This is a genomic window from Paraburkholderia terricola (genome assembly GCF_900142195.1).
In the GTDB taxonomy this organism is placed as follows: domain Bacteria; phylum Pseudomonadota; class Gammaproteobacteria; order Burkholderiales; family Burkholderiaceae; genus Paraburkholderia; species Paraburkholderia terricola.
The window spans coordinates 19,133-38,404 of sequence record NZ_FRAB01000029.1; the positions used below are offsets into that span (position 1 = coordinate 19,133).

Annotated in this window: 18 protein-coding genes; 9 read left to right on the forward strand and 9 right to left on the reverse strand. The window is 63.5% G+C overall.

Annotation, left to right across the window (positions count from 1 at the left end; genetic code table 11):
- Nucleotides 1–56 precede the first annotated feature (56 nt).
- Together BUE39_RS22285 and garL are read right to left on the reverse strand one after the other, a co-directional pair.
- Nucleotides 57–986: a 2-hydroxy-3-oxopropionate reductase gene (locus tag BUE39_RS22285; RefSeq protein WP_073430939.1), complete on the reverse strand. Its 930-nt coding sequence runs from the start codon at nucleotides 984–986 to the stop codon at nucleotides 57–59.
- Nucleotides 983–1,783, reverse strand: a complete 801-nt coding sequence (gene garL / locus BUE39_RS22290; RefSeq protein WP_073430888.1) for a 2-dehydro-3-deoxyglucarate aldolase — start codon at nucleotides 1,781–1,783, stop codon at nucleotides 983–985. The genes BUE39_RS22285 and garL overlap by 4 nt, the downstream gene beginning before the upstream one ends.
- 222 nt (nucleotides 1,784–2,005) lie before the next feature.
- Here garL and BUE39_RS22295 point away from each other — a divergent pair, with 222 nt between their 5' ends.
- Nucleotides 2,006–3,589 carry an aldehyde dehydrogenase (NADP(+)) gene (locus BUE39_RS22295; protein ID WP_073430889.1) on the forward strand — a complete coding sequence of 528 codons (1,584 nt, stop codon included), beginning with the start codon at nucleotides 2,006–2,008 and terminating at the stop codon, nucleotides 3,587–3,589.
- A gap of 102 nt (nucleotides 3,590–3,691) precedes the next feature.
- Here the strand turns inward: BUE39_RS22295 and BUE39_RS22300 are convergent, their stop codons facing one another.
- The 3 genes from BUE39_RS22300 to kdgD form a co-directional block, all read right to left on the reverse strand.
- Complete coding sequence (locus BUE39_RS22300) at nucleotides 3,692–4,435, reverse strand: FadR/GntR family transcriptional regulator (protein ID WP_073430890.1); 744 nt, start codon at nucleotides 4,433–4,435, stop codon at nucleotides 3,692–3,694.
- A 209-nt stretch (nucleotides 4,436–4,644) separates the two neighbouring features.
- Nucleotides 4,645–5,994, reverse strand: a complete 1,350-nt coding sequence (locus tag BUE39_RS22305) for an MFS transporter (RefSeq protein ID WP_073430891.1) — start codon at nucleotides 5,992–5,994, stop codon at nucleotides 4,645–4,647.
- 163 nt (nucleotides 5,995–6,157) lie between these two features.
- Entirely contained in the window at nucleotides 6,158–7,075 is a 918-nt protein-coding gene (gene kdgD, locus BUE39_RS22310; RefSeq protein ID WP_073430892.1) for a 5-dehydro-4-deoxyglucarate dehydratase, read from the reverse strand.
- A 216-nt stretch (nucleotides 7,076–7,291) separates the two neighbouring features.
- Between kdgD and garD the strand changes: the two genes are divergently transcribed.
- The 7 genes from garD (at nucleotide 7,292) to BUE39_RS22345 (ending at nucleotide 15,581) form a co-directional block, all read left to right on the forward strand.
- Nucleotides 7,292–8,881, forward strand: a complete 1,590-nt coding sequence (gene garD / locus BUE39_RS22315; RefSeq protein ID WP_073430893.1) for a galactarate dehydratase — start codon at nucleotides 7,292–7,294, stop codon at nucleotides 8,879–8,881.
- Nucleotides 8,882–8,923: 42 nt separating this feature from the next.
- Nucleotides 8,924–9,766 carry an NAD-dependent epimerase/dehydratase family protein gene (locus BUE39_RS22320; protein ID WP_073430894.1) on the forward strand — a complete coding sequence of 281 codons (843 nt, stop codon included), beginning with the start codon at nucleotides 8,924–8,926 and terminating at the stop codon, nucleotides 9,764–9,766.
- 2 nt (nucleotides 9,767–9,768) lie between these two features.
- The gene (locus tag BUE39_RS22325; RefSeq protein WP_073430895.1) at nucleotides 9,769–10,704 is read left to right on the forward strand and encodes an SMP-30/gluconolactonase/LRE family protein; all 936 of its coding nucleotides are present in this window, start codon (nucleotides 9,769–9,771) and stop codon (nucleotides 10,702–10,704) included.
- A 608-nt stretch (nucleotides 10,705–11,312) separates the two neighbouring features.
- Nucleotides 11,313–12,314 (forward strand): TRAP transporter substrate-binding protein, encoded by a 1,002-nt coding sequence (locus BUE39_RS22330; RefSeq protein ID WP_073430896.1) that lies wholly within the window; start codon nucleotides 11,313–11,315, stop codon nucleotides 12,312–12,314.
- Nucleotides 12,315–12,453: 139 nt separating this feature from the next.
- Nucleotides 12,454–12,933 (forward strand): TRAP transporter small permease, encoded by a 480-nt coding sequence (locus BUE39_RS22335; RefSeq protein WP_073430897.1) that lies wholly within the window; start codon nucleotides 12,454–12,456, stop codon nucleotides 12,931–12,933.
- A 7-nt stretch (nucleotides 12,934–12,940) separates the two neighbouring features.
- On the forward strand, nucleotides 12,941–14,293 hold the full coding sequence (locus tag BUE39_RS22340; protein WP_073430898.1) for a TRAP transporter large permease: 1,353 nt from the start codon (nucleotides 12,941–12,943) through the stop codon (nucleotides 14,291–14,293).
- Between the two features lie 88 nt (nucleotides 14,294–14,381).
- Nucleotides 14,382–15,581, forward strand: coding sequence for a porin (locus BUE39_RS22345; protein WP_073430899.1), 1,200 nt, complete (start codon nucleotides 14,382–14,384; stop codon nucleotides 15,579–15,581).
- Nucleotides 15,582–15,876: 295 nt separating this feature from the next.
- On the opposite strand, the gene BUE39_RS35945 is transcribed toward BUE39_RS22345, so the two are convergent.
- A complete protein-coding gene (locus tag BUE39_RS35945; protein ID WP_073430900.1) occupies nucleotides 15,877–16,242 on the reverse strand; it encodes a 4-oxalocrotonate tautomerase in 366 nt (121 codons plus the stop codon).
- Nucleotides 16,124–16,900, reverse strand: a complete 777-nt coding sequence (locus BUE39_RS22355; RefSeq protein ID WP_073430901.1) for a class II aldolase/adducin family protein — start codon at nucleotides 16,898–16,900, stop codon at nucleotides 16,124–16,126. The genes BUE39_RS35945 and BUE39_RS22355 overlap by 119 nt, the downstream gene beginning before the upstream one ends.
- A gap of 316 nt (nucleotides 16,901–17,216) precedes the next feature.
- Here BUE39_RS22355 and BUE39_RS22360 point away from each other — a divergent pair, with 316 nt between their 5' ends.
- Nucleotides 17,217–17,771 (forward strand): putative glycolipid-binding domain-containing protein, encoded by a 555-nt coding sequence (locus tag BUE39_RS22360; protein WP_073430902.1) that lies wholly within the window; start codon nucleotides 17,217–17,219, stop codon nucleotides 17,769–17,771.
- Nucleotides 17,772–17,945: 174 nt separating this feature from the next.
- On the opposite strand, the gene BUE39_RS36090 is transcribed toward BUE39_RS22360, so the two are convergent.
- A complete protein-coding gene (locus BUE39_RS36090) occupies nucleotides 17,946–18,128 on the reverse strand; it encodes a hypothetical protein (RefSeq protein ID WP_412534867.1) in 183 nt (60 codons plus the stop codon).
- Nucleotides 18,129–18,181: 53 nt separating this feature from the next.
- On the reverse strand, nucleotides 18,182–19,180 hold the full coding sequence (locus tag BUE39_RS22370; RefSeq protein WP_073430903.1) for a sulfonate ABC transporter substrate-binding protein: 999 nt from the start codon (nucleotides 19,178–19,180) through the stop codon (nucleotides 18,182–18,184).
- Nucleotides 19,181–19,272 lie beyond the last annotated feature (92 nt).

Consider the following 19,272-nt stretch of genomic DNA (forward strand, 5'->3'; position numbering starts at 1 on the left):
CCGCCCCCTTTCCCTGTCGAGAAAGCGAGGCGGCGCTGTACATGAGGGTTTGGGGCTTAAGCGGTTTGCTGGCCGATTTCGTGATTGGCGAGCACTTCGAGCGCACGCACCATCGCGGAGTGGTCCCAAGCCTTGCCGCCGTGCGCCGCGCACGCGTTGAAAAGCGCCTGGCAGGTGGCCGTATTCGGCAGCGAAACGCCGAGCGCTTGCGCGGTGGAGAGCGCGAGATTCAGATCCTTCTGGTGCAGTTCGATCCGGAAACCCGGATCGAAGGTGCGCTTCGTCATCCGCTCGCCATGCACTTCGAGAATGCGCGACGACGCGAAGCCGCCCATCAGCGCCTCACGCACGCGCGCCGGATCGACGCCTGCCTTCGACGCGAGCAGCAAGGCCTCGCCGACCGCCTCGATCGTCGCGGCGACGATCACCTGGTTCGCCACCTTGCACACCTGTCCCGCGCCCACGCCGCCGATCAGCGTGACGTTCTTGCCCATCATGTCGAAGAGCGGCTTGACGCGCTCGAAGCTCGCCGGCTCGCCGCCCACCATGATGGTCAACGAAGCCGCCTTGGCGCCGACCTCGCCGCCCGACACCGGCGCGTCGAGATAGTCCGCGCCGCGCTCGCGCACGCGGGCCGCGAACTCGCGCGTCGCCATCGGCGAAATCGAGCTCATGTCGACCACCGTTTGCCCCGCGCGCAACGCGGCGGCGAGTCCGTGTTCGCCGAACAGCACGCGCTCGACGTCCGGCGTATCGGGCACCATGATGAAGATCACGTCGGCGTGCGCGGCCACCGCAGCGGGGCTATCGCACGCGAGCGCGCCGGCCTGCCCGAGGTCGTCCGGCACGCCGCTGCGCGTAAACGCCGCGAGGCTCACGCCGTTCTTGAGAAGATTCGCGGCCATGGGCTTGCCCATGATGCCGAGTCCGATGAAACCTGCTTTTTGCATGGAATTCTCCGTGGATGTCGTGGCGGCCGTGTCTATTGCTGGCCGGCCTGTTTCTGCATGAAGTGTTTCTGGACCGTCTGCGCGGCGTTTTTCAAGAGCCCCATATCGGCACACACGGCGATGACGCGGCAGCCCATCGAGAGATAGCGTTCCGCGTCGGCCTGCACCGGGGCGAGAATGCCGCTCGCCTTGCCCGCGGCCTGCGCGCGTTCGAATACGCGCGCAATCGCCTGCTGCACGTCGGGATGAGCGGGATTGCCGAGGTGGCCATACGCCGCCGCGAGATCGGACGGTCCGACGAAGACCGCGTCGACGCCGTTCACGGCGAGAATTTCGTCGATCGATTCGACGGCTTTGCGGCTTTCGATCTGCACGATGACGCAAACGTTGTCATTGGCGATGTTGAAATAATCGGCCGCCGTCGCGTAGCGATTGCCGCGGTGGCTCACCGAGACGCCGCGAATGCCCTGCGGCGGGTAGCGCGTCGCGGCGACGGCGCGGGCCGCGTCTTCGGCGCTGTCGACGAACGGCACGAGAAAGTTGGAGAAGCCGCTGTCGAGAAGCCGTTTGATGAACACGCTATCATTCGCCGGCGGCCGCACGACCGGGGCGCTCACGCTGTCCTTGAGCGCCATCAACTGGGGGATCAGCGTCAGGACGTCGTTGGGCGCATGTTCCGCGTCCAGCAGCATCCAGTCGAAGCCGACCACGCCGAGCAGTTCCGTGACAATCGGACTGGCGAGCGATGCCCAGCAGCCGATCAGGGTCTCGCCGCCGCATACGGCGCGACGAAAACTATTGGGTAGAGACTGGTAAGGCGTGACGGCTGGCATGGGACGTTTCCTCGAACTGCGATTGATCGGGCGGGCGCTGATGTCTGCAGGACGACATGTTATAGGTCGTCGTACGTCTTGGTGAAGATTAGCACTGGTCCCATTTATTGTAACGGTCACGTAAACCCGAAGTCCTCGCCAGATGGGCGTGTCCGGTTGCATGCGCATCTCGATATGTTGTAGGATGACTTATATCCAAGCGTTCATTCCAAGGAAAGCGAAATGTCTATTACCGGCGAAATGCTGATCGGCCGCCAAGCAGTGCGCGGCGACGAAAAACCACTGTACGCGTTCAATCCCGCCACGGGTTCCAACATCGCCGAGCCGGTTTTCGGCAGCGGCACGGTGGCCCATGTGGCGCAAGCCTGTGAGCTTGCGCAGAAAGCGTTCGACCCGTACCGGCACTTGCCGCTCGCGGTGCGCGCGGAATTCCTCGAACGGATCGCCGACGGCATCACCGCACTGGGCGACGCATTGATCGAGCGCGCGCAGCAGGAGTCCGGCTTGCCGAAGGCGCGCCTCGAAGGCGAGCGTGGCCGCACGACGGGTCAACTCAAATTGTTCGCGCAAGTCGTGCGCGCGGGGCAATGGCTCGCCGCCACACTGGATTCGCCGCTGCCCGAGCGCAAGCCGTTGCCGCGCTCCGATTTGCGCATGCAAAAGATTCCGCTCGGCCCGGTTGCGGTGTTCGGCGCGAGCAACTTCCCGCTCGCGTTTTCGGTGGCGGGCGGCGACACGGCGGCGGCGCTGGCCGCCGGTTGCCCGGTGGTGGTGAAGGCGCATCGCGCGCACCTCGGCACCTCGGAGATGGTCGGCCGCGTGATTCAGCGCGTCGCGCAGGAAATGGACTTGCCGGAGGGCGTGTTTTCGCTGATCGTCGGCGCGGGCAATTCCGTCGGCGAAGCGCTGGTCGCGCATCCGGCGATCAAGGCGGTGGGTTTCACGGGTTCGCGCGCGGGCGGCACCTCGCTGATGCGCGTCGCGGCGGCGCGTGCCGAGCCGATTCCGGTCTACGCCGAAATGAGCAGCATCAACCCGGTGTTCCTGTTGCCGAACGCGCTGGCTCAGCGCGGCGACAGCATCGCGCGCGGTTTCGTCGATTCGCTGGTCCTCGGCGCGGGGCAGTTTTGCACCAACCCCGGCTTGGCGATCGCCGTCGACAGCGACGCGCTCAAGGGTTTCGTCGCGGCGGCATCGGAGGCGCTCGGCGGCAAGCCCGCGCAAACCATGCTCACGTCCGGCATTCACGCGGCCTATGAAGAAGGCGAGGGCAAGCTGGCGGCGATCAAGGGCGTGGAGACCGTTGCGCGCGGCGTCGACGTAACGGGCCCGACACAGGCGCGCGCCGCGTTGTTCGTGACCGACGCGCAGACGTTCCTCGCCACGCCGGCGCTCGAAGACGAGGTTTTCGGACCGGCGTCGACCATCGTGCGCTGCAAGGACGAGCAGGAACTGCTCGCGGTCGCCGAACATTTCGCGGGGCAGTTGACCGCCACGGTGCAGATGGGCAGCGCCGATCTGCCGGCGGCAAAAAAGCTGGTGCCGATTCTCGAACGCAAAGCTGGCCGGATTCTCGTCAACGGGTTCCCGACGGGCGTCGAGGTATCGCATGCGATGGTGCACGGCGGTCCGTTCCCGGCCACGTCCGACAGCCGGGCGACCTCGGTGGGGACGACTTCGATCGAGCGCTTCCTGCGTCCGGTGTGCTATCAGGACTTCCCGGCCGATCTGTTGCCCGAGCCGCTCGTCGACGGTAATCCGTTGAACTTGTGGCGCCGTCGCGATGGCGAAATCACGCGCGGCTAAGCTCGCGGAAGAGAGCTCGCCAACGCGCTTCGTCTGAAAAGCAAATGGCCGGGGAAACCCGGCCATTTGCTTGTGCGCCAACCGCTGCTACGAACGCGCCAATCAGCTATTCGTCTCGGCGGCTTCGTTCGCGCGCCTCAACCGCTCGCGGCTGTTGGACAGATGCATGCGCATTGCCGCGCGCGCGCCTTCCGCGTCGTGCCGCGTGATCGCCTCGAGAATGCTTTCGTGCTCCAGATTGACGAGCGACAGATACGCATCCGGCTCCGCGCGCGCAATGCCCGCCGAGTCGAGGCGGTTGCGCGGAATCAGCGCGCTGCCCATTTGCGTGAGGATGTCGACGAAATACCGGTTGCCGGTGGCGCGCGCCACCGAGATATGAAACTGCAGGTCGGCGTCGACGCTGTCGAGCCCGTTGTGGCGCGTGGCCTCGATCGCGTCGAGCGCGGTGCGCATGCGCGCGAGGTCGTCGGGCTTGGCGCGTTGAGCGGCGAGACCCGCGCATTCCGTTTCGAGGCTGATGCGCAGTTCGAGGATCGACAGCACGTCGCGCAAGGTGGTGGCGGGCACCATGTCGATGCCCAGCTTTTCGCGCTGCGGCTCCAGCACGAAACTGCCGATGCCGTGGCGCGTCTCGATGATCTTGCCGGCCTGCAAACGCGAAATCGCTTCGCGGATGACGGTGCGGCTCACGCTCAGCGTGACCATCAGTTGCGATTCGGTGGGCAGCTTGTCGCCTGGCTTCAAGGCGTTGGACGCGATTTGGTCGGTGACGTAGCCGACGACAAACTCGGCGAGATTGCGAGCGCGTCGTGGCGGTGCCGCGGACGCCAGTGGTGTAGCCATCGAAAACGCCCCTTAAATCAGATAGATGCAGATACTTCCTGCTATCTATTATACCGTCGTCTGACGACTGATTATATAAACGCCGGATCATTTTCAGCGCCGGCCTCAGGCCTGAAGCCGGCGCGTGGATTCGGGCGTCGCGGCCGGCAGGCCATCATGGCCATGCCGGCCACGCAAGCACGCCGGAAGTACGATCGCTAGCCGGCCGCTCAGCGCGGACGCAACTCCACCCGCTTGATGTCCTTCACGATCACGAGGTAGCTGAACACGGTGAGCAACGCGTTCACGCCGACGAACACCAATGCGCCGTTGAACGAACCGCTCTTCGCGACCAGATAGCCGATCACGATCGGCGTGACGATGCCGGCCACGTTGCCGAACATGTTGAAGATCCCGCCCGACAGACCGACTGCTTCCTTCGGCGACGTATCGGCAACCACGGCCCAGCCGAGCGCGCCGATGCCCTTGCCGAAGAACGCGAGCGACATGAGCGCGACGACGATCCAGTCGGTCGAGACATAGTTGCAGCCGATGATGCTGACCGACAGCAGCATGCCGCCGACGATCGGCACCTTGCGCGCCACGGTGAGCGAATGGCCGCGCCGGATCAGCGAGTCGGACAGAATGCCGCCGAGCACGCCGCCGGAGAATCCGCAGATCGCGGGCAGCGAGGCCACGAGGCCCGCCTGCAGGATCGTCATGCCGCGCGCTTGCACGAGGTAGATCGGAAACCAGGTCAGGAAGAAGTAAGTCAGCACGTTGATGCAGTACTGGGCGAGATAGACGCCGAGCAGCATCCGGTTGGTCAGCAACTGACGCACGAGAGACCAGCCGCCGGCGCGCGCGACGTCGTCGGGGCGGGCTTTCGCGTGGCCGTTCACCACGCCGCCGCCCTGTTCGATGTATTCGAGCTCGGCGGGCGACACGCCCGGATGATCGGCGGGGTTCTTCATCACCTTGAGCCAGGCGAGAGCGAGCAGCAGCCCTGCGCCGCCCATCACCACGTACACCGTGTGCCAGCCGAACGCATGCGTGAGCCAGGCCATCAACGGCGTGAACACGACCGCGGCGAAGTATTGGGCCGAATTGAAAATGGCGGACGCGGTGCCGCGTTCATTCGTGGGGAACCAGCTCGCGACGACCTTGGCATTGGCCGGGAACGCCGGCGACTCCGCCGCGCCCATCGCGAAGCGCAGCACGAACAGACCCGTGACGGCGGCAGCGGCGCTGCCGAGCAAACCGATCGAGCTTTGCAGCAACGTGAAGAGCGACCAGAAGAAAATGCTCGCCGCGTAGACGCGCCGCGCGCCGAAGCGATCGAGCAGCCAGCCGGCCGGCAACTGCGACAGCACGTAGGCCCAACTGAACGCGGAGAAGATATAGCCCATCCGGATCGCGTCGAAGCCGAACTCGGCGCGCATCGCTGAGCCGGTCACCGAAAGCGTCGCCCGGTCGGCGTAATTGAACGTGGTAATCACAAAGATCAGCAGCAGGATCGCGTAGCGGACTTTGGTGCGCTTCGCGACTTGGACGGAACTCGCCGTGCGGCTCATTTCCATGGTCATCTCCTGAATTTTTATACAAGGGAGCGGGCTCCCTGGCTCTATTGCTTCGCCGGCGGCGCTTCATTCAGAAGCGCCGCCGGCGCATTCGTGTTGCACAAAGCGCCCGGTAACGTTGCCGTCCCGGGCGCTCAAAACGATGCGTGTTGCGCCGACTGGGTTATTGCGGGCCGAGCGCCTTGATGAGCGCGTCGAGCCGGGTCATTTCTTCTTCGGTCAGATCGGTCAGCGGTGCGCGCACCGGACCGGCGCTATGGCCGACAAGCTTGGCGCCCGCCTTCACGATGCTCACCGCGTAGCCCGCGCGGCGGTTGCGGATCGCGAGGTACGGCAGGAAGAATTCGTCGATCAGTTTGCCGACGGTGGCGTGGTCGTCCGAGGCGATCGCGCGGTAGAAGTCCATCGCGGTCTTCGGAATGAAGTTGAATACCGCCGACGAATACACCGGCACGCCCAGCGCCTTATAGGCCGCCGCATAGACTTCCGCGGTCGGCAGGCCGCCGAGATAGGAAAAGCGATCGCCCAGACGGCGGCGGATCGTCACCATGTTCTCGATCTCGCCCACGCCGTCCTTGAAGCCGATCAGGTTCGGGCAGCGCGCGGCCAGCCCTTCGAGCATATCGGCGTTAAGCTTGGAATTCGCGCGGTTGTAGATGATCACGCCCATGTTCGGCACGGACTTGCAGACTTCTTCGGCGTGCGCGGCGATGCCTTCCTGGCAGGCTTCCGTGAGGTAATGCGGCATCAGCAGGATGCCGTTCGCGCCGTGGCGCTCGGCTTCCCGCGCGTATTCGATCGCAACACGCGTCGGGCCGCCCGCGCCGGCGAGAATCGGCACCTTGCCCTTGCAGACTTCGGTCGCGGTGCGCACCACGTTCGTGTAGTCGCTCCTGGTCAGCGAGAAGAATTCGCCCGTGCCGCCCGCGACGAACAGCGCCGAAGCGCCATAAGGCGCGAGCCATTCGAGACGCTCGGCATAGGTGTCGGCACGGAAATCGCCATTGGCGTCGAAGTCGGTAATGGGGAAGGACAAAAGGCCTTTTGAAACGATCTGCTTCAGTTCCTGCGGTGTCGTCATGATTTGAGTATCCAGAGCGTCGAATAGAGGTAAATAGACAGAAATCAAGATTTCTTATACGTCATCGTACAACAAGAAATCGGCTAACTCAACGCTGATTTCGCGGCATAATGCGTGTCCTAGGGTAAATACGGAACGTCTGCGCGATATTTCATGTTGTAGGATGACGTATGAATCTGGCGCAGCAGGCGTGAAACGCCATTAAGGATCGATGCAATGGAACAACCCCCGCTCTATATTCGCGTTCACCCCAACGACAACGTCGCGATCGTCGTCAACGACGGCGGCCTGGGTGAAGGCGCAGTTTTCCCCGATGGTCTCGTATTGCGCGAGCGCGTGCCGCAAGGGCACAAGGTCGCGCTGGCCGATCTGGCCGAAGGCGACGAGGTCATCCGCTATAACGTGGTGATCGGCTATGCGCTCAAGGCCTTGCCCAAGGGCAGTTGGATCAACGAACACGTGATCCGCATGCCGAACCCGCCGGGGCTCGAGGATCTGCCGATCGCCACGATCAAGGCGCCGGAGATGCCGCCGCTCGAAGGCTTCACGTTCGAGGGCTACCGCAATGCCGACGGCTCGGTCGGCACGCGCAATATTCTGGCGATCACGACCACGGTGCAGTGCGTGGCCGACGTGGTTGAGCATGCGGTCACGCGCATCAAGGCCGAATTGCTGCCGAAGTATCCCAATGTCGACGACGTGGTGAGCCTCGGCCACACCTACGGTTGCGGCGTCGCGATCGACGCGCCCGACGCGATGGTGCCGATTCGCACCGTGCGCAACATCAGCCTGAATCCGAATTTCGGCGGCGAGGTGATGATGGTCAGCCTCGGTTGCGAAAAGCTGCAGCCTGAACGCCTGATGCCGCCGGGCACGATTCCGATTGCCGCGGCCGCCAATGTGGCCGAGGTCGCGGACATCGGCGACGTCGCAGCCGATCTGAACGGCGACGTGGTCGTGCTACAGGACGAGGCGCACGTCGGTTTCCAGTCGATGATCGAGTCGATCATGAAGATGGCCGAAGGTCATCTGAAGCGGCTGAACAATCGCCGCCGCGAGACCTGTCCCGCGTCCGACCTGGTGGTCGGCGTGCAATGCGGCGGCAGCGACGCGTTCTCGGGGCTGACCGCCAATCCCGCCGTGGGCTTCGCAACCGACCTGCTGGTGCGCGCCGGTGCAACCGTGATGTTCTCCGAAGTCACCGAGGTGCGCGACGGCGTCGATCAACTGACGGCGCGTGCGGCCAACGCGGACGTGGCGGCGGCGATCATCCGCGAAATGCAGTGGTACGACGATTATCTGAAGCGCGGCGGCGCGGACCGCAGCGCGAACACCACGCCGGGCAACAAGAAGGGCGGCTTGTCGAACATCGTCGAAAAGGCGATGGGGTCGATCATCAAGTCGGGCAATTCGGCGATCTCCGGCGTGTTGTCGCCCGGCGAAAAGGTCCGCCAGAAGGGCCTCATTTACGCGGCCACGCCGGCGAGCGATTTCATCTGCGGCACGTTGCAGGTCGCCGCCGGCATCAACCTGCATGTGTTCACCACCGGCCGCGGCACGCCGTACAGTCTCGCGGAAGTGCCCGTCATCAAGGTCGCCACGCGCTCGGATCTCGCGCGCCGCTGGCATGATCTGATGGACGTCAACGCGGGCACCATCGCAACCGGCGCCGCGACCATCGACGAAGTGGGCTGGGAACTGTTCCGCCTGATGCTCGACATCGCCAGCGGGCGCAAGGAGACTTGCGCGGAGAAGCTCAAGCTCCACAATGCGCTGACGCTGTTCAACCCGGCGCCGGTGACCTGACCCGACAGCCGTTAAGAAACAACGAAGACATCGACTAGAGACATGACCGATTCGAATCCTGACCGCGCCGCGGCGCGAAAACCTTTCCGCCGCCTTCTGCTGACCGGCGCCGCCGGCAATCTGGGCACGCAGTTGCGCGGCGCGCTCGCGGCATGGGCCGATATCGTGCGCGTGACCGATATCGCGCCGCTCGGCGACGTGGCGGCGCACGAGGAAGCATCGACCGTCGACCTCGCGAATGAAGCCGCCGTTCATGCACTGCTCGAAGGGGTGGACGCGGTGATCCATCTCGGCGGCATTTCCGTCGAGGCGCCGTTCGAAGCTCTGCTCGAGGCGAACATCCGCGGGCTGTACAACCTGTATTCGGCCGCGCAGAAGCAGGGCGTGAAGCGCATCGTGTATGCGAGCTCGAATCACGCGGTGGGTTTTCATCCAGTGACCTCGGTGGTCGATATCGACGCGCCGTTGCGCCCCGACAGTCTGTATGGCGTGACCAAATGCTTCGGCGAATCGCTGTCGCGCTACTACTTCGACCGCTTCGGTCTCGAGACGGTGTGTCTGCGGATCGGCTCGTCGTTCGAGCAGCCGAAGAATCCGCGCATGCTCGTGACGTATCTGAGCTATCGCGACTTCATCGAGCTGGTGCGTTGCTCGCTGTTCACCAACCGGGTGGGACATGCGATCGTCTACGGCGTGTCGGATAACCGCACCAAGTGGGTGGACAACACGAAAGCGGCGTTTCTCGGTTTTCGTCCGCAAGACAGTTCGGTCGAGTTCGAGCACCTGTTTCCGGTCACGGCTCCCACTGCTGATTTCGACGATCCGCCCCAGCGTTTTCAGGGCGGCGCGTTCGTGCTTGCCGGTCCGATGGAGCCGAAGCGGTGAGCATGACGGCGAACCCGCGCGTGGAACGAGTCGAGGGAGCAGGGCAGGCGCCCGCGCTGGTCGGCGAGAGCCCGGTGTGGCGCGCGGCGGAGCAGGCGCTTTACTGGGTGGATATCCCGGCGCGGAAGATCGTGCGGCTGCGGCTCGACTCGGCGGAGCGTTCCGAATGGTTGCTGCCGGAGAAGGTGGCCTGCATTGCGTTCGATCGTCGCGGCACAGTGCTGGCCGGCTGCGAAACGGGCCTTTTCGCGGTCGCGCTCGCCGAAGCAGCGGCGAGCGATACACCTGGCGGCGAACCGCTAAAGGCGACGGCACGCAAGCTGGCCGCGCCCGCATTTCCGTTCGATGACATGCGTTTCAACGACGGCCGTTGCGATCGTCAAGGGCGCTTCTGGTCCGGCACGATGGTGCAGGACATGGCGGCCGCCAATCCCGCCGGCGCGCTGTATCGGTTCGATGAGCGCGGCGTGTTGTCCGAGCCGGTCGTCGACAGGCTGATCACGCAAAATGGCCTCGCCTGGTCGCCGGATGGCGCGACGATGTACCTCTCCGATTCGCATCCTCTGTGCAGGCAGATCTGGGCGTTCGACTACGACGTCGAGTCAGGCGAGCCGCGCAACCGGCGCGTCTTCGCCGATCTGAACGACCACGCGGGCCGTCCCGACGGCGCCGCGGTGGATGCGGACGGCTGCTACTGGATCTGCGCGAACGATGCGGGTCTGCTGTTGCGCTTCACGCCGCAAGGCAAGCTCGACCGGCGGATCGCCGTGCCCGCCACCAAGCCGGCCATGTGCGCGTTCGGTGGGCGCGAACTCGATACGTTGTTCGTCACGTCGATTCGTCCCGCAACGGGCGCGAGCGAACATGACGGACACCTCTTCGCCGTGCGTCCCGGAGTGGCGGGGTTGCCGGAGCCTGAATACGCTGGCGACCTGTAAGCGGCGCTTGCATCGGTGTTGCGTCGGGAGTCGCCCTGGCGCAACACCTTCACCCATATTCATCACTCGTCGTACAACATCGTGGCGTAAAGCCCCGATCGTATCTCTCGACTTCGCTACGAAAAACATAGCGCATCTCATGCGCTGTATTCGCTATCCATTTCTCCCTGCCAAGCGTACAGGCACGCCTTGAGTGCCTTATCGGTCATTCATGCCGAGCGCGTTCGCTGTGCGGGTAACTACCGTCTGTACAAGTCAAAACTCGTTTTATAGACTTCGTGCGTCGTCGTACAACGTATAAGCCCAAACAGATTCCTTTCTTCGAATTTCGAGACAGACAGGGCGGGCAACGTATCTATCTCGTGCGCGAGCCTTCGCGAATGAGCTGCATGCCGACGCAGTAGAAGTAAAAGAAGTCGAGTTGTCTGACAGGAGTGTTGGGTATCCGTGCCGGGGACGTTGCGCGGGCCAGCACGGCGAAACGCGCGTCATACCCGCCAGGGCCGAGCGCGTGAGCCGGGAGACGCATCAAAACCATGTCACATCCGGGAGCGGCCTCAACGAGCGGCCCTCCGCGATTGGATGATCTATTTTCAAGGAATGTCACGATGAACAAGAAGTCTGCCTCTTCTCGCATTTGCCGCCTTTCGCTGCTTGTCGCGGCCTCCGTGCTGGCATTTAGCACCGTGTCGGCGCAAGCGCGCGTGTTCCGTGTGTCGGACGTGCATGGCGACACCTATCCGACCAACATGGCCGTGAAGTACATGGGTGAGCAGATCAGCAAGGCGACCGGCGGCAAGGATTCCGTGAAGGTCTTCGGCAACAGCGCGCTGGGCTCCGAGAACGACACGATCGACCAGGTGCGCATCGGCGCGCTCGACATGACTCGCGCCAACGGCGCCGCGTTCAACGAGATCGTTCCCGAATCGATGATTCCGTCGCTGCCGTTCCTGTTCCGCGACATCGACCATTTCCGCAAGGTGATGTACGGCCCCGAAGGCCAGAAGATTCTCGACGCCTTCAAGGCGAAGGGCATGATCGCGCTGACGTTCTACGAGAGCGGCGCGCGTTCCATCTACACGAAGAAGCCGATCCATTCGCCTTCCGACATGAAGGGTCTCAAGGTGCGCGTTCAGCCTTCCGATCTGATGGTCGACGAAATCAGGGCGATGGGCGGCACGCCGACGCCGATGCCGTTCGCCGAAGTCTATACGGGCTTGAAGACGGGTCTCGTGGATGCCGCGGAAAACAACCTGCCGTCGTACGAAGAGACCAAGCACTTCGAAGTCGCGCCGGTGTACTCGGAAACCCAGCATTCGATGACGCCGGAAGTGCTGGTGTTCTCCAAGAAGATCTGGGACACGCTCACGCCGCAGCAGCAGGAGATCATCAAGAAGGCGGCCGCCGACTCGGTGCCGTACTACCAGAAGCTGTGGACCGCGCGTGAAAACGACGCAAGCAAGGCCGTCACCAAGAACGGGGCGTCGATCGTCGCATCGTCGCAGATCGATCGCGCGGCTTTCGTCAAGGTGATGCAGCCGGTGTGGGCGAAGTACGAAAAAACCCCGCAAATGAAGCAACTGGTCGACGAGATCCAGGCAATCAAATAAGGCTCGTATAGCGGATACGCCATAGCGGAGAAAAGCCCGATAAACAAGGGCTTTTCTTCGTGCGATCCGCTGAACCGGCGACGTCCAGCGGGATGACTGGATATTAAAGACGGATGCGTCGTATGCAAGGATGGGGTCAATGAAATTCATGAAGCGACCAAATGATTTTCTATTCCGCGTGCTGGTGATCGTGGCGTCGGTGAGTCTCGCCGTGCTGAGCCTGCTCGTGATCTACGGCGTCGTGATGCGCTACGTATTCAGCGACGCGCCCGATTTCGTCGAACCGATCGCGCTCTTGCTGGTGATCGTGATCGCGATGTTCGGCGCCGCGCTCAAGGTCCGTGAGAGCGGCCATATCGGACTCGACTCGCTCGTGAAGAGCCTGTCGCCCAAGGGTCAGGTTGTTGCGGAGGCGTTCCAGCATCTGTGCCTGATCGCGTTGGCCGTGGCCATTTTCTTCGGCAGCCTGCAGATGGCGGAGACCACGATGGAAGACCGGATTCCGATTCTGGGCCTGCCCGAAGCGCTGCGCTACGTCATTCCGGTCATCGCCAGCGTCTGCATCGCGCTGTTCTCGTTCGAGCATCTGCTGGCGCTTTTCGCCAGAAAAAACAAATAGAACAATCATGGAACTTGCCCTTCTCTCCATTAGTTTTCTCGTCTTCCTCGTTCTCGGGGTGCCTGTTTCGTTCGCGTTGGGGCTCTCGTGCGTCCTGACCTATCTGTATGAGGGCTTGCCCGCGGCCACCGCGATGCAGTCGATGGTGTCGGGAATGAACGCGTTTTCATTCCTCGCGGTGCCGTTCTTCATTTTCTCCGGCGAACTGATGCTGCACGGCGGCATCGCCGACCGCATCCTGCGTTTCGCGCAGGCCACGGTGGGGCATTTCCGCGGCGGGCTCGGCATGGCCAACGTGGTCGCGTGCACGCTGTTCGGCGGCGTGTCCGGTTCGCCCACGGCGGATACGTCCGCGATGGGCGGCGTGGTCATTCCGTTGATGAAGCGCGAAGGCTACAGCGCGGCGTACGCGGTCAACGTCACGACCCATTCGTCGCTGGCGGGCGCGTTGATGCCGACCTCGACGAACATGATCATCTACGCGTTCGCGGCGCAGGGCATCACGGGGACGCTGAACGGGCATCAGATGAGCGGCGTCTCGATCGGCGACCTGCTGTTCTCCGGTCTGCTGCCGGTTCTGTGGGTGATGGGTTTCGTGCTGATCGCCGCCTACTGGCAAGCGGTCAAGCACGGCTATCCGCGCCGTCCCGACGGCTCGACCGGCGTGCAGCGCTTTCCCGGCTGGTTCGCGGTATGCCGCACGTTCCTCGGCGCATTGCCGGGCTTGATGGTGATCGCGATCATTCTGGTCTGCGTGGCCAAGGGCATTGCGACGGCGACCGAAGCGGCGGCCATCGCGGTGGCCTATTCGCTGGTGCTGACCATCGTCGTGTATCGCACCATGACGCTGAAGAAGCTCTCGTTCGCGCTCGCCAAGGCCGCCAAGACGACCGGCGTGGTGCTGCTGCTGATCGGCGTGTCGAACATGCTGCGTTTCCAGATGGCCTATCTGGAGATTCCCGACGCGATCGAACACATGCTCAACGGTGCGACGAGCATCCCCTGGTTGATGCTGCTGTACATCAACCTGATTCAGATTTTCCTCGGCACGTTCGTCGACATGGCGGCGCACATCCTGATCACCACGCCGCTGTTCCTGCCGATGGCGATGCACAGCGGCGTGGGTCCGGTGCAGTTCGGCATCATGATCCTGCTGAACTGCGCGTTGGGCCTCGTGCACCCGCCGATCGGGTCGGTGCAATTCATCGGCTGCGCGATTGGCAATGTGTCGATCGGGGAAACTACCAAGGTGGCGTGGCCTTATTACCTGGCTATCTTCTCCGCGATCAACATCGTCACGTACGTACCGATGTTCTCGACCTGGTTGCCGAGTGTGATCAATGGGCATCCGGTGTTTTGAGCTGAATTCCCGAATTTGTCGATTGCGAAGCCGGCGCGCCGCACAGGCGACGCCGGACATACAGAATAATTTTTTAAGAGGAGCAGAAATGAAAAAGGTACTAGCAACCTCGGCCCTTGGGTTGGTCGCCCTCGGCGCGCACGCTCAGAGCAGCGTGACGCTGTACGGGATCGTCGACGCGGGGATCGGCTATCAGAGCAGCCAGACGTCGCTCGGTTCGACCTCGGGCGGCCGCTCGGTCGTGAAGATGGTCAACGGGGTGTGGGCGGGCAGCCGCTTCGGCCTGAAGGGCGGTGAGGACCTGGGCGGCGGCACGAAGGCCATTTTCCAGTTGGAACAGGGCTTTAACAGCGCAACCGGCGCGCAGGGCGTCTCGGGCCTGGCATTCAACCGCCAGGCTTGGGTCGGCGTGACCAATACCACCTACGGTACGCTGACGGCCGGCCGCCAGTACACGGCCTATTACACGCTGCTCTCGCCGTATAGCCCGACCACGTGGCTGACCGGCGCCTACGGCGCGCACCCGGGCGACATCGATTCGCTCGATACGGTGTATCGCACGAATAACTCGCTGGTGTACACGTCGCCGAAGTTCTACGGCTTCACGGCAAGCGGTTCGTATTCGTTCGGCGGCGTGCCGGGCAGCCTGAACGCGGGTTCGACCTGGAGCGCGGCATTGCAGTACCTGAACGGTCCGTTCGGTATCGCAGCCGGCTTCCAGCGCATCAACAACTCGACGCCTGGCGGCGGCGCGTGGGGCGCGGACTCCGCCACGTCGAACAACGGCGCGCAAACGGGCGTGTCGGCGATCAACAACGGCTATCGGACCGCGCAGGCGCAGCAGCGCGTTGCCGTGACGGGTGGCTACGCGTTCAACTCGCAGTGGGACGTGTCGTTCTCGTACTCGAACGTGCAATACATTCCGGGCGTGGGCTCGGCGTTCCGTCATCAGGCGACGTTCAACACGGCCGGCGCCGTGGTGCACTTCAAGCCGCTGACGGCACTCGACCTGGCCGCTGGCTATAGCTACACGCGCGCAACCGAGTCGAACGGCATTTCGAGCGCGGCTCGTTATCAGCAGTTCAACCTCTCGCAGTACTACAGCCTGTCCAAGCGTACCGGCCTGTATGCGCTGGAAGCCTATCAGCGTGCGAGCGGCCAGACGATTGGAAACAACGGCACGAGCATCATCAACGCAACGGCCAGTATCGGCGACGGCCAGAACAGTGCGCCTTCGTCGTCGCGCAGCCAGTTTGCTGCCGGCGTGGGCATCATTCACCGCTTCTGATCGGGCTCGTATGGCGGCGGTGTGTTGTTATGCCGCCACAGCGACGCGTTTAAATACGCGTCGCTGACCCTCCTCCGGCTGCGCGCGCAACGCGCGCAGCATCTTCGGCGACGCGCGCTTTGCGGTAACGCGCGTGGCGGCCCGACCAGCGCATTCAGTCATACAAACGTCACCATCGGCAGATCGCGGGACTTCGCATCGGCAGCCGTTTCCAGTGGCAAATTCTCCCGCGCTCAGCGCCGTTATCTGTCGATAACGTGAAAACCGCGCACCGCGCCGCGATGTACTCGAACGTTCAAGCGTCCGCGTCGGACCACAAGCGCCCACCCGTTGCCCAGTTTTCGCGTTTGACGTCGGTGAGAATGATGTCGACCGAATTCGGTTCGACGCCGAGCGATTCGCAGGTCGCCTTGGTGATGGCTTCGACGAACTGGCGTTTCTGCTCCAGCGAGCGGCCTTCGAACAGTTCGATATGAAACGTGGGCATTGCGTGACTCCGTTTGATTAATGGATTGAGCCGAAGGTCGGCGTGCAGAGCGGCTTCAATCGCGATAGCCGCGATCGATCCGGTCGAGCTTGCGCAGCAAGGCGGGCCATTCGAGCGCGCCCTCGATCGCGTCGCCGTCGTACAGTTGTTCGGCCGTGCGTGCGGCGATCGCATCGCCCGGCACCACCAGTTCCGCGCCGCACGCTTGCGCCTGCAACTGGATTTCGCAGGCCTTGATCAGCGTCGCCATCAGCACATAGGCCTCGGCGACGGTGCGGCCGACCGTGAGTGTGCCGTGATTGCGCAACAGCATGGCCGGCTTGTCGGCGAGATGCGCGACGAGACGTTGGCCCTCGGCCCGGGTGAACGCGAGACCCTCGTAGTCGTGATAGGCGAGGCAGCCGTAAAAGCGTAAAGCGTGTTGCGACGCGGGCAGCAGACCCGCCGGCTGAATCGAAACCGCGACACCCGCCGTATTGTGCAAATGCATCACGCAGAAGGCGTCGGCGCGCGCGGCGTGCACGGCCGCGTGCAGCGCGAAACCGGTTGCGTTGACCGCGTGCGCGCTTTCACCGACAAGCTTGCCTTCGATGTCGATCTTCACGAGATTGGATGCGCGCACTTCGTCGAACGCGAGGCCGAACGGATTGATCAGAAAGTGGCCGGGTTCGCCGGGGACGCTCGCCGAGATATGCGTGTAGATCAGATCGTCCCAGCCGTTGAGCGCCGCGAGGCGATAAGCGGCCGCGAGGTCGACGCGGGTCTGCTGTTCCGCGTCGGACAGCGGCCCCGTTTCGGCGACGCGTCCGGTGGGCGTGTGAGTGAACGACATGTTCGTCTCCAGGGATGGCTTGATGAGCGCTGACCGCACGAACCGAGTCGCGGCCGAGGCGCATGACGCTAATTCGCGTACCGGCAAAGATTGGCGGCGTTGGCGGTTGCCGCACCTTCAGCCGCTTCGGACCCGAGCGCAACGATCACGCCGCCAAGGGCACATGCCATGCCGCAATCGGCCAGTGCGTTCGTTGAATCCTAGCAGGCCCGCCGGCACTCGCATATGAAGAGCGATACCGGTGGACCACAAGCTTTCGCGCTACGATAAGAGCCCGGCGCGCACACGCTGCGCCGCTTCACGAGGAGACAGGGTAATGCGTGAATTACGCTGGGCATCGGAAGAGGGCGACGGCATCGAACATCTGGCGTTCGAAACGGGCGAGGACGGATTCGCGGTGGAAAGCGCCGTGGTCGGGCAGCGCTACGGCAAGGCGTATGGCCTGCACTACGTGGTGCGCTGCGACGCGCAGTGGCGCACCCGGTATGCGTGGCTCAAGATCGTCGGCGGCGGCGAACTCGAATTGCATGGCGACGGCGCCGGCAATTGGCGCGACGGTCACGGCCTCGTGCTGAGCGCAATCGAGGGCTGCGTCGATATCGACATCGCCGCCACGCCGTTCACGAACACACTGCCGATCCGCCGTTTGCAACTGGCCGAGGGCGAGCGTCAACCGATTTCAGTGGCGTACATCTCGACGCCGGATTTGCAGGTCACGCGCGTCGAGCAGGCGTATTCATGTGTCGAGGTGAATCGCGAGTATCGCTACGAGGGCATCTTTCGCAATTTCACCGCGAACCTGTCGGTGGACGAAGACGGCTTCGTGATCGACTATCCGACCTTGTTCACACGCCTGCCGCGTGCGCGTTGAACGACGCGTCGCCGCCACCGTCACGACTCGCTTCGCGCCGTGCGGCAAAGCGTTCGATGCAGGCCGCGATACGCTCGGGTTCGCGCGGCACGACCCAATGGCCCGCGTCGATTTCGATGCGGTGATACGCGCCGAGCCAGCCTTCCAGTCCAAGCGAGCGCGCGCGGGCCCAATCTAACGGTCGCGCAACGGCACGATGAATTGCACCGGCGCGTACGCTCGCCGCTTGCGCCGGTGCCGCAGCCTGTCGATGAAATTGGCGCGGTAGAGGTTCAGACCGTTGACCGCATTGCGCATCCGCGCCGGATCGCGCACCGCGCTCACGCGTTCGGTCAGGCGCAACCACAGCGGCCACATGCGTGCGCACGGATTTAGCCGTGTGAAACACGGCCGGTGGCCGCGCGGAAGAATCACTTGGCGACCAACGCCGCGGCGACTTCGCGGTTTTGCCAGACGTTGTCCTTCACGGTGATTTTTTGCGGAATCAGATGCGCGCCGTAAAACGCGTCGGCGACCACTTGCTGGGCGCGCGCGATTTCGTCGGTAACGGGCGTGGTGCCGTAGGGGTAGCGGCGCACCCAGGTTTCGACCAGCTTCTGATCGAGGCCGACCTTCGGCGCGATCAGTGCCGCGGTTTCAACCGGATGCGCGTTGACCCACAATCCTGCGCTGCGCAACTGACCGAGAATCGCACCGACTACATCGGGATGCTGCCGCGCGAAGTCGCGCGTCGCTTCGTAGAAGTTGTATGGACCGTCGAGTTCGGAATAGTCGGCCAGCGTGCGCGCCTTCAGCGCTTGTTGTGCGGAGGCATAGTAAGGGTCCCAGATCACCCACGCATCGACATCGCCGCTTTCGAAGGCCGCACGCGCATCGGCGGGCGGCAGATAAACCGGCCGAATGTCCTCGTAACGCAGGCCCGCTTTTTTCAGCGCTTCGAGCAGCAGATAGTTCGCGCTCGAGCCTTTTTGCAGCGCGACGCGCTTGCCTTTCAGATCGCTCACGCCGCGCAGCGCCGAATCGTTCTTGACCAGAATGGCTTCTGAATGACGCCCGGCCGGCTCCGCGCCCACGTACACGAAGCGCACGCCGCCGGCTTGCGCGAACACCGGCGGCGGGGCGCCGGTATAGCCGAAGTCGATGCTGTCGGCGTTCAGCGCTTCGAGCAATTGCGGTCCTGCGGGGAATTCGAACCACTTGATGCTATAGCCGAGCGGCTTGAGCTTCTCGTCGAGCGAGCCTTGCGCCTTGAGCACCGCGAGCAAGCCCGATTTTTGATAACCGATGCGCAGCACCTTGGCCGGCTCGCCGCCGCTGCTGCCGTTGGTTTGCGCGGCGGCGCTCAAGGTCGTGAACGCCGCGAGCAATGCGGCGGCGAGATGAAGTGACAAACGGGTGTGACGGTGCATCCGGTGATTCTCCGTTGCGTTCGATTGGTTCGTTGGGCGATCGTCGCATGGACGTTGCGCCCGTCAAACGAAGCAATGGAGATTTGAATATG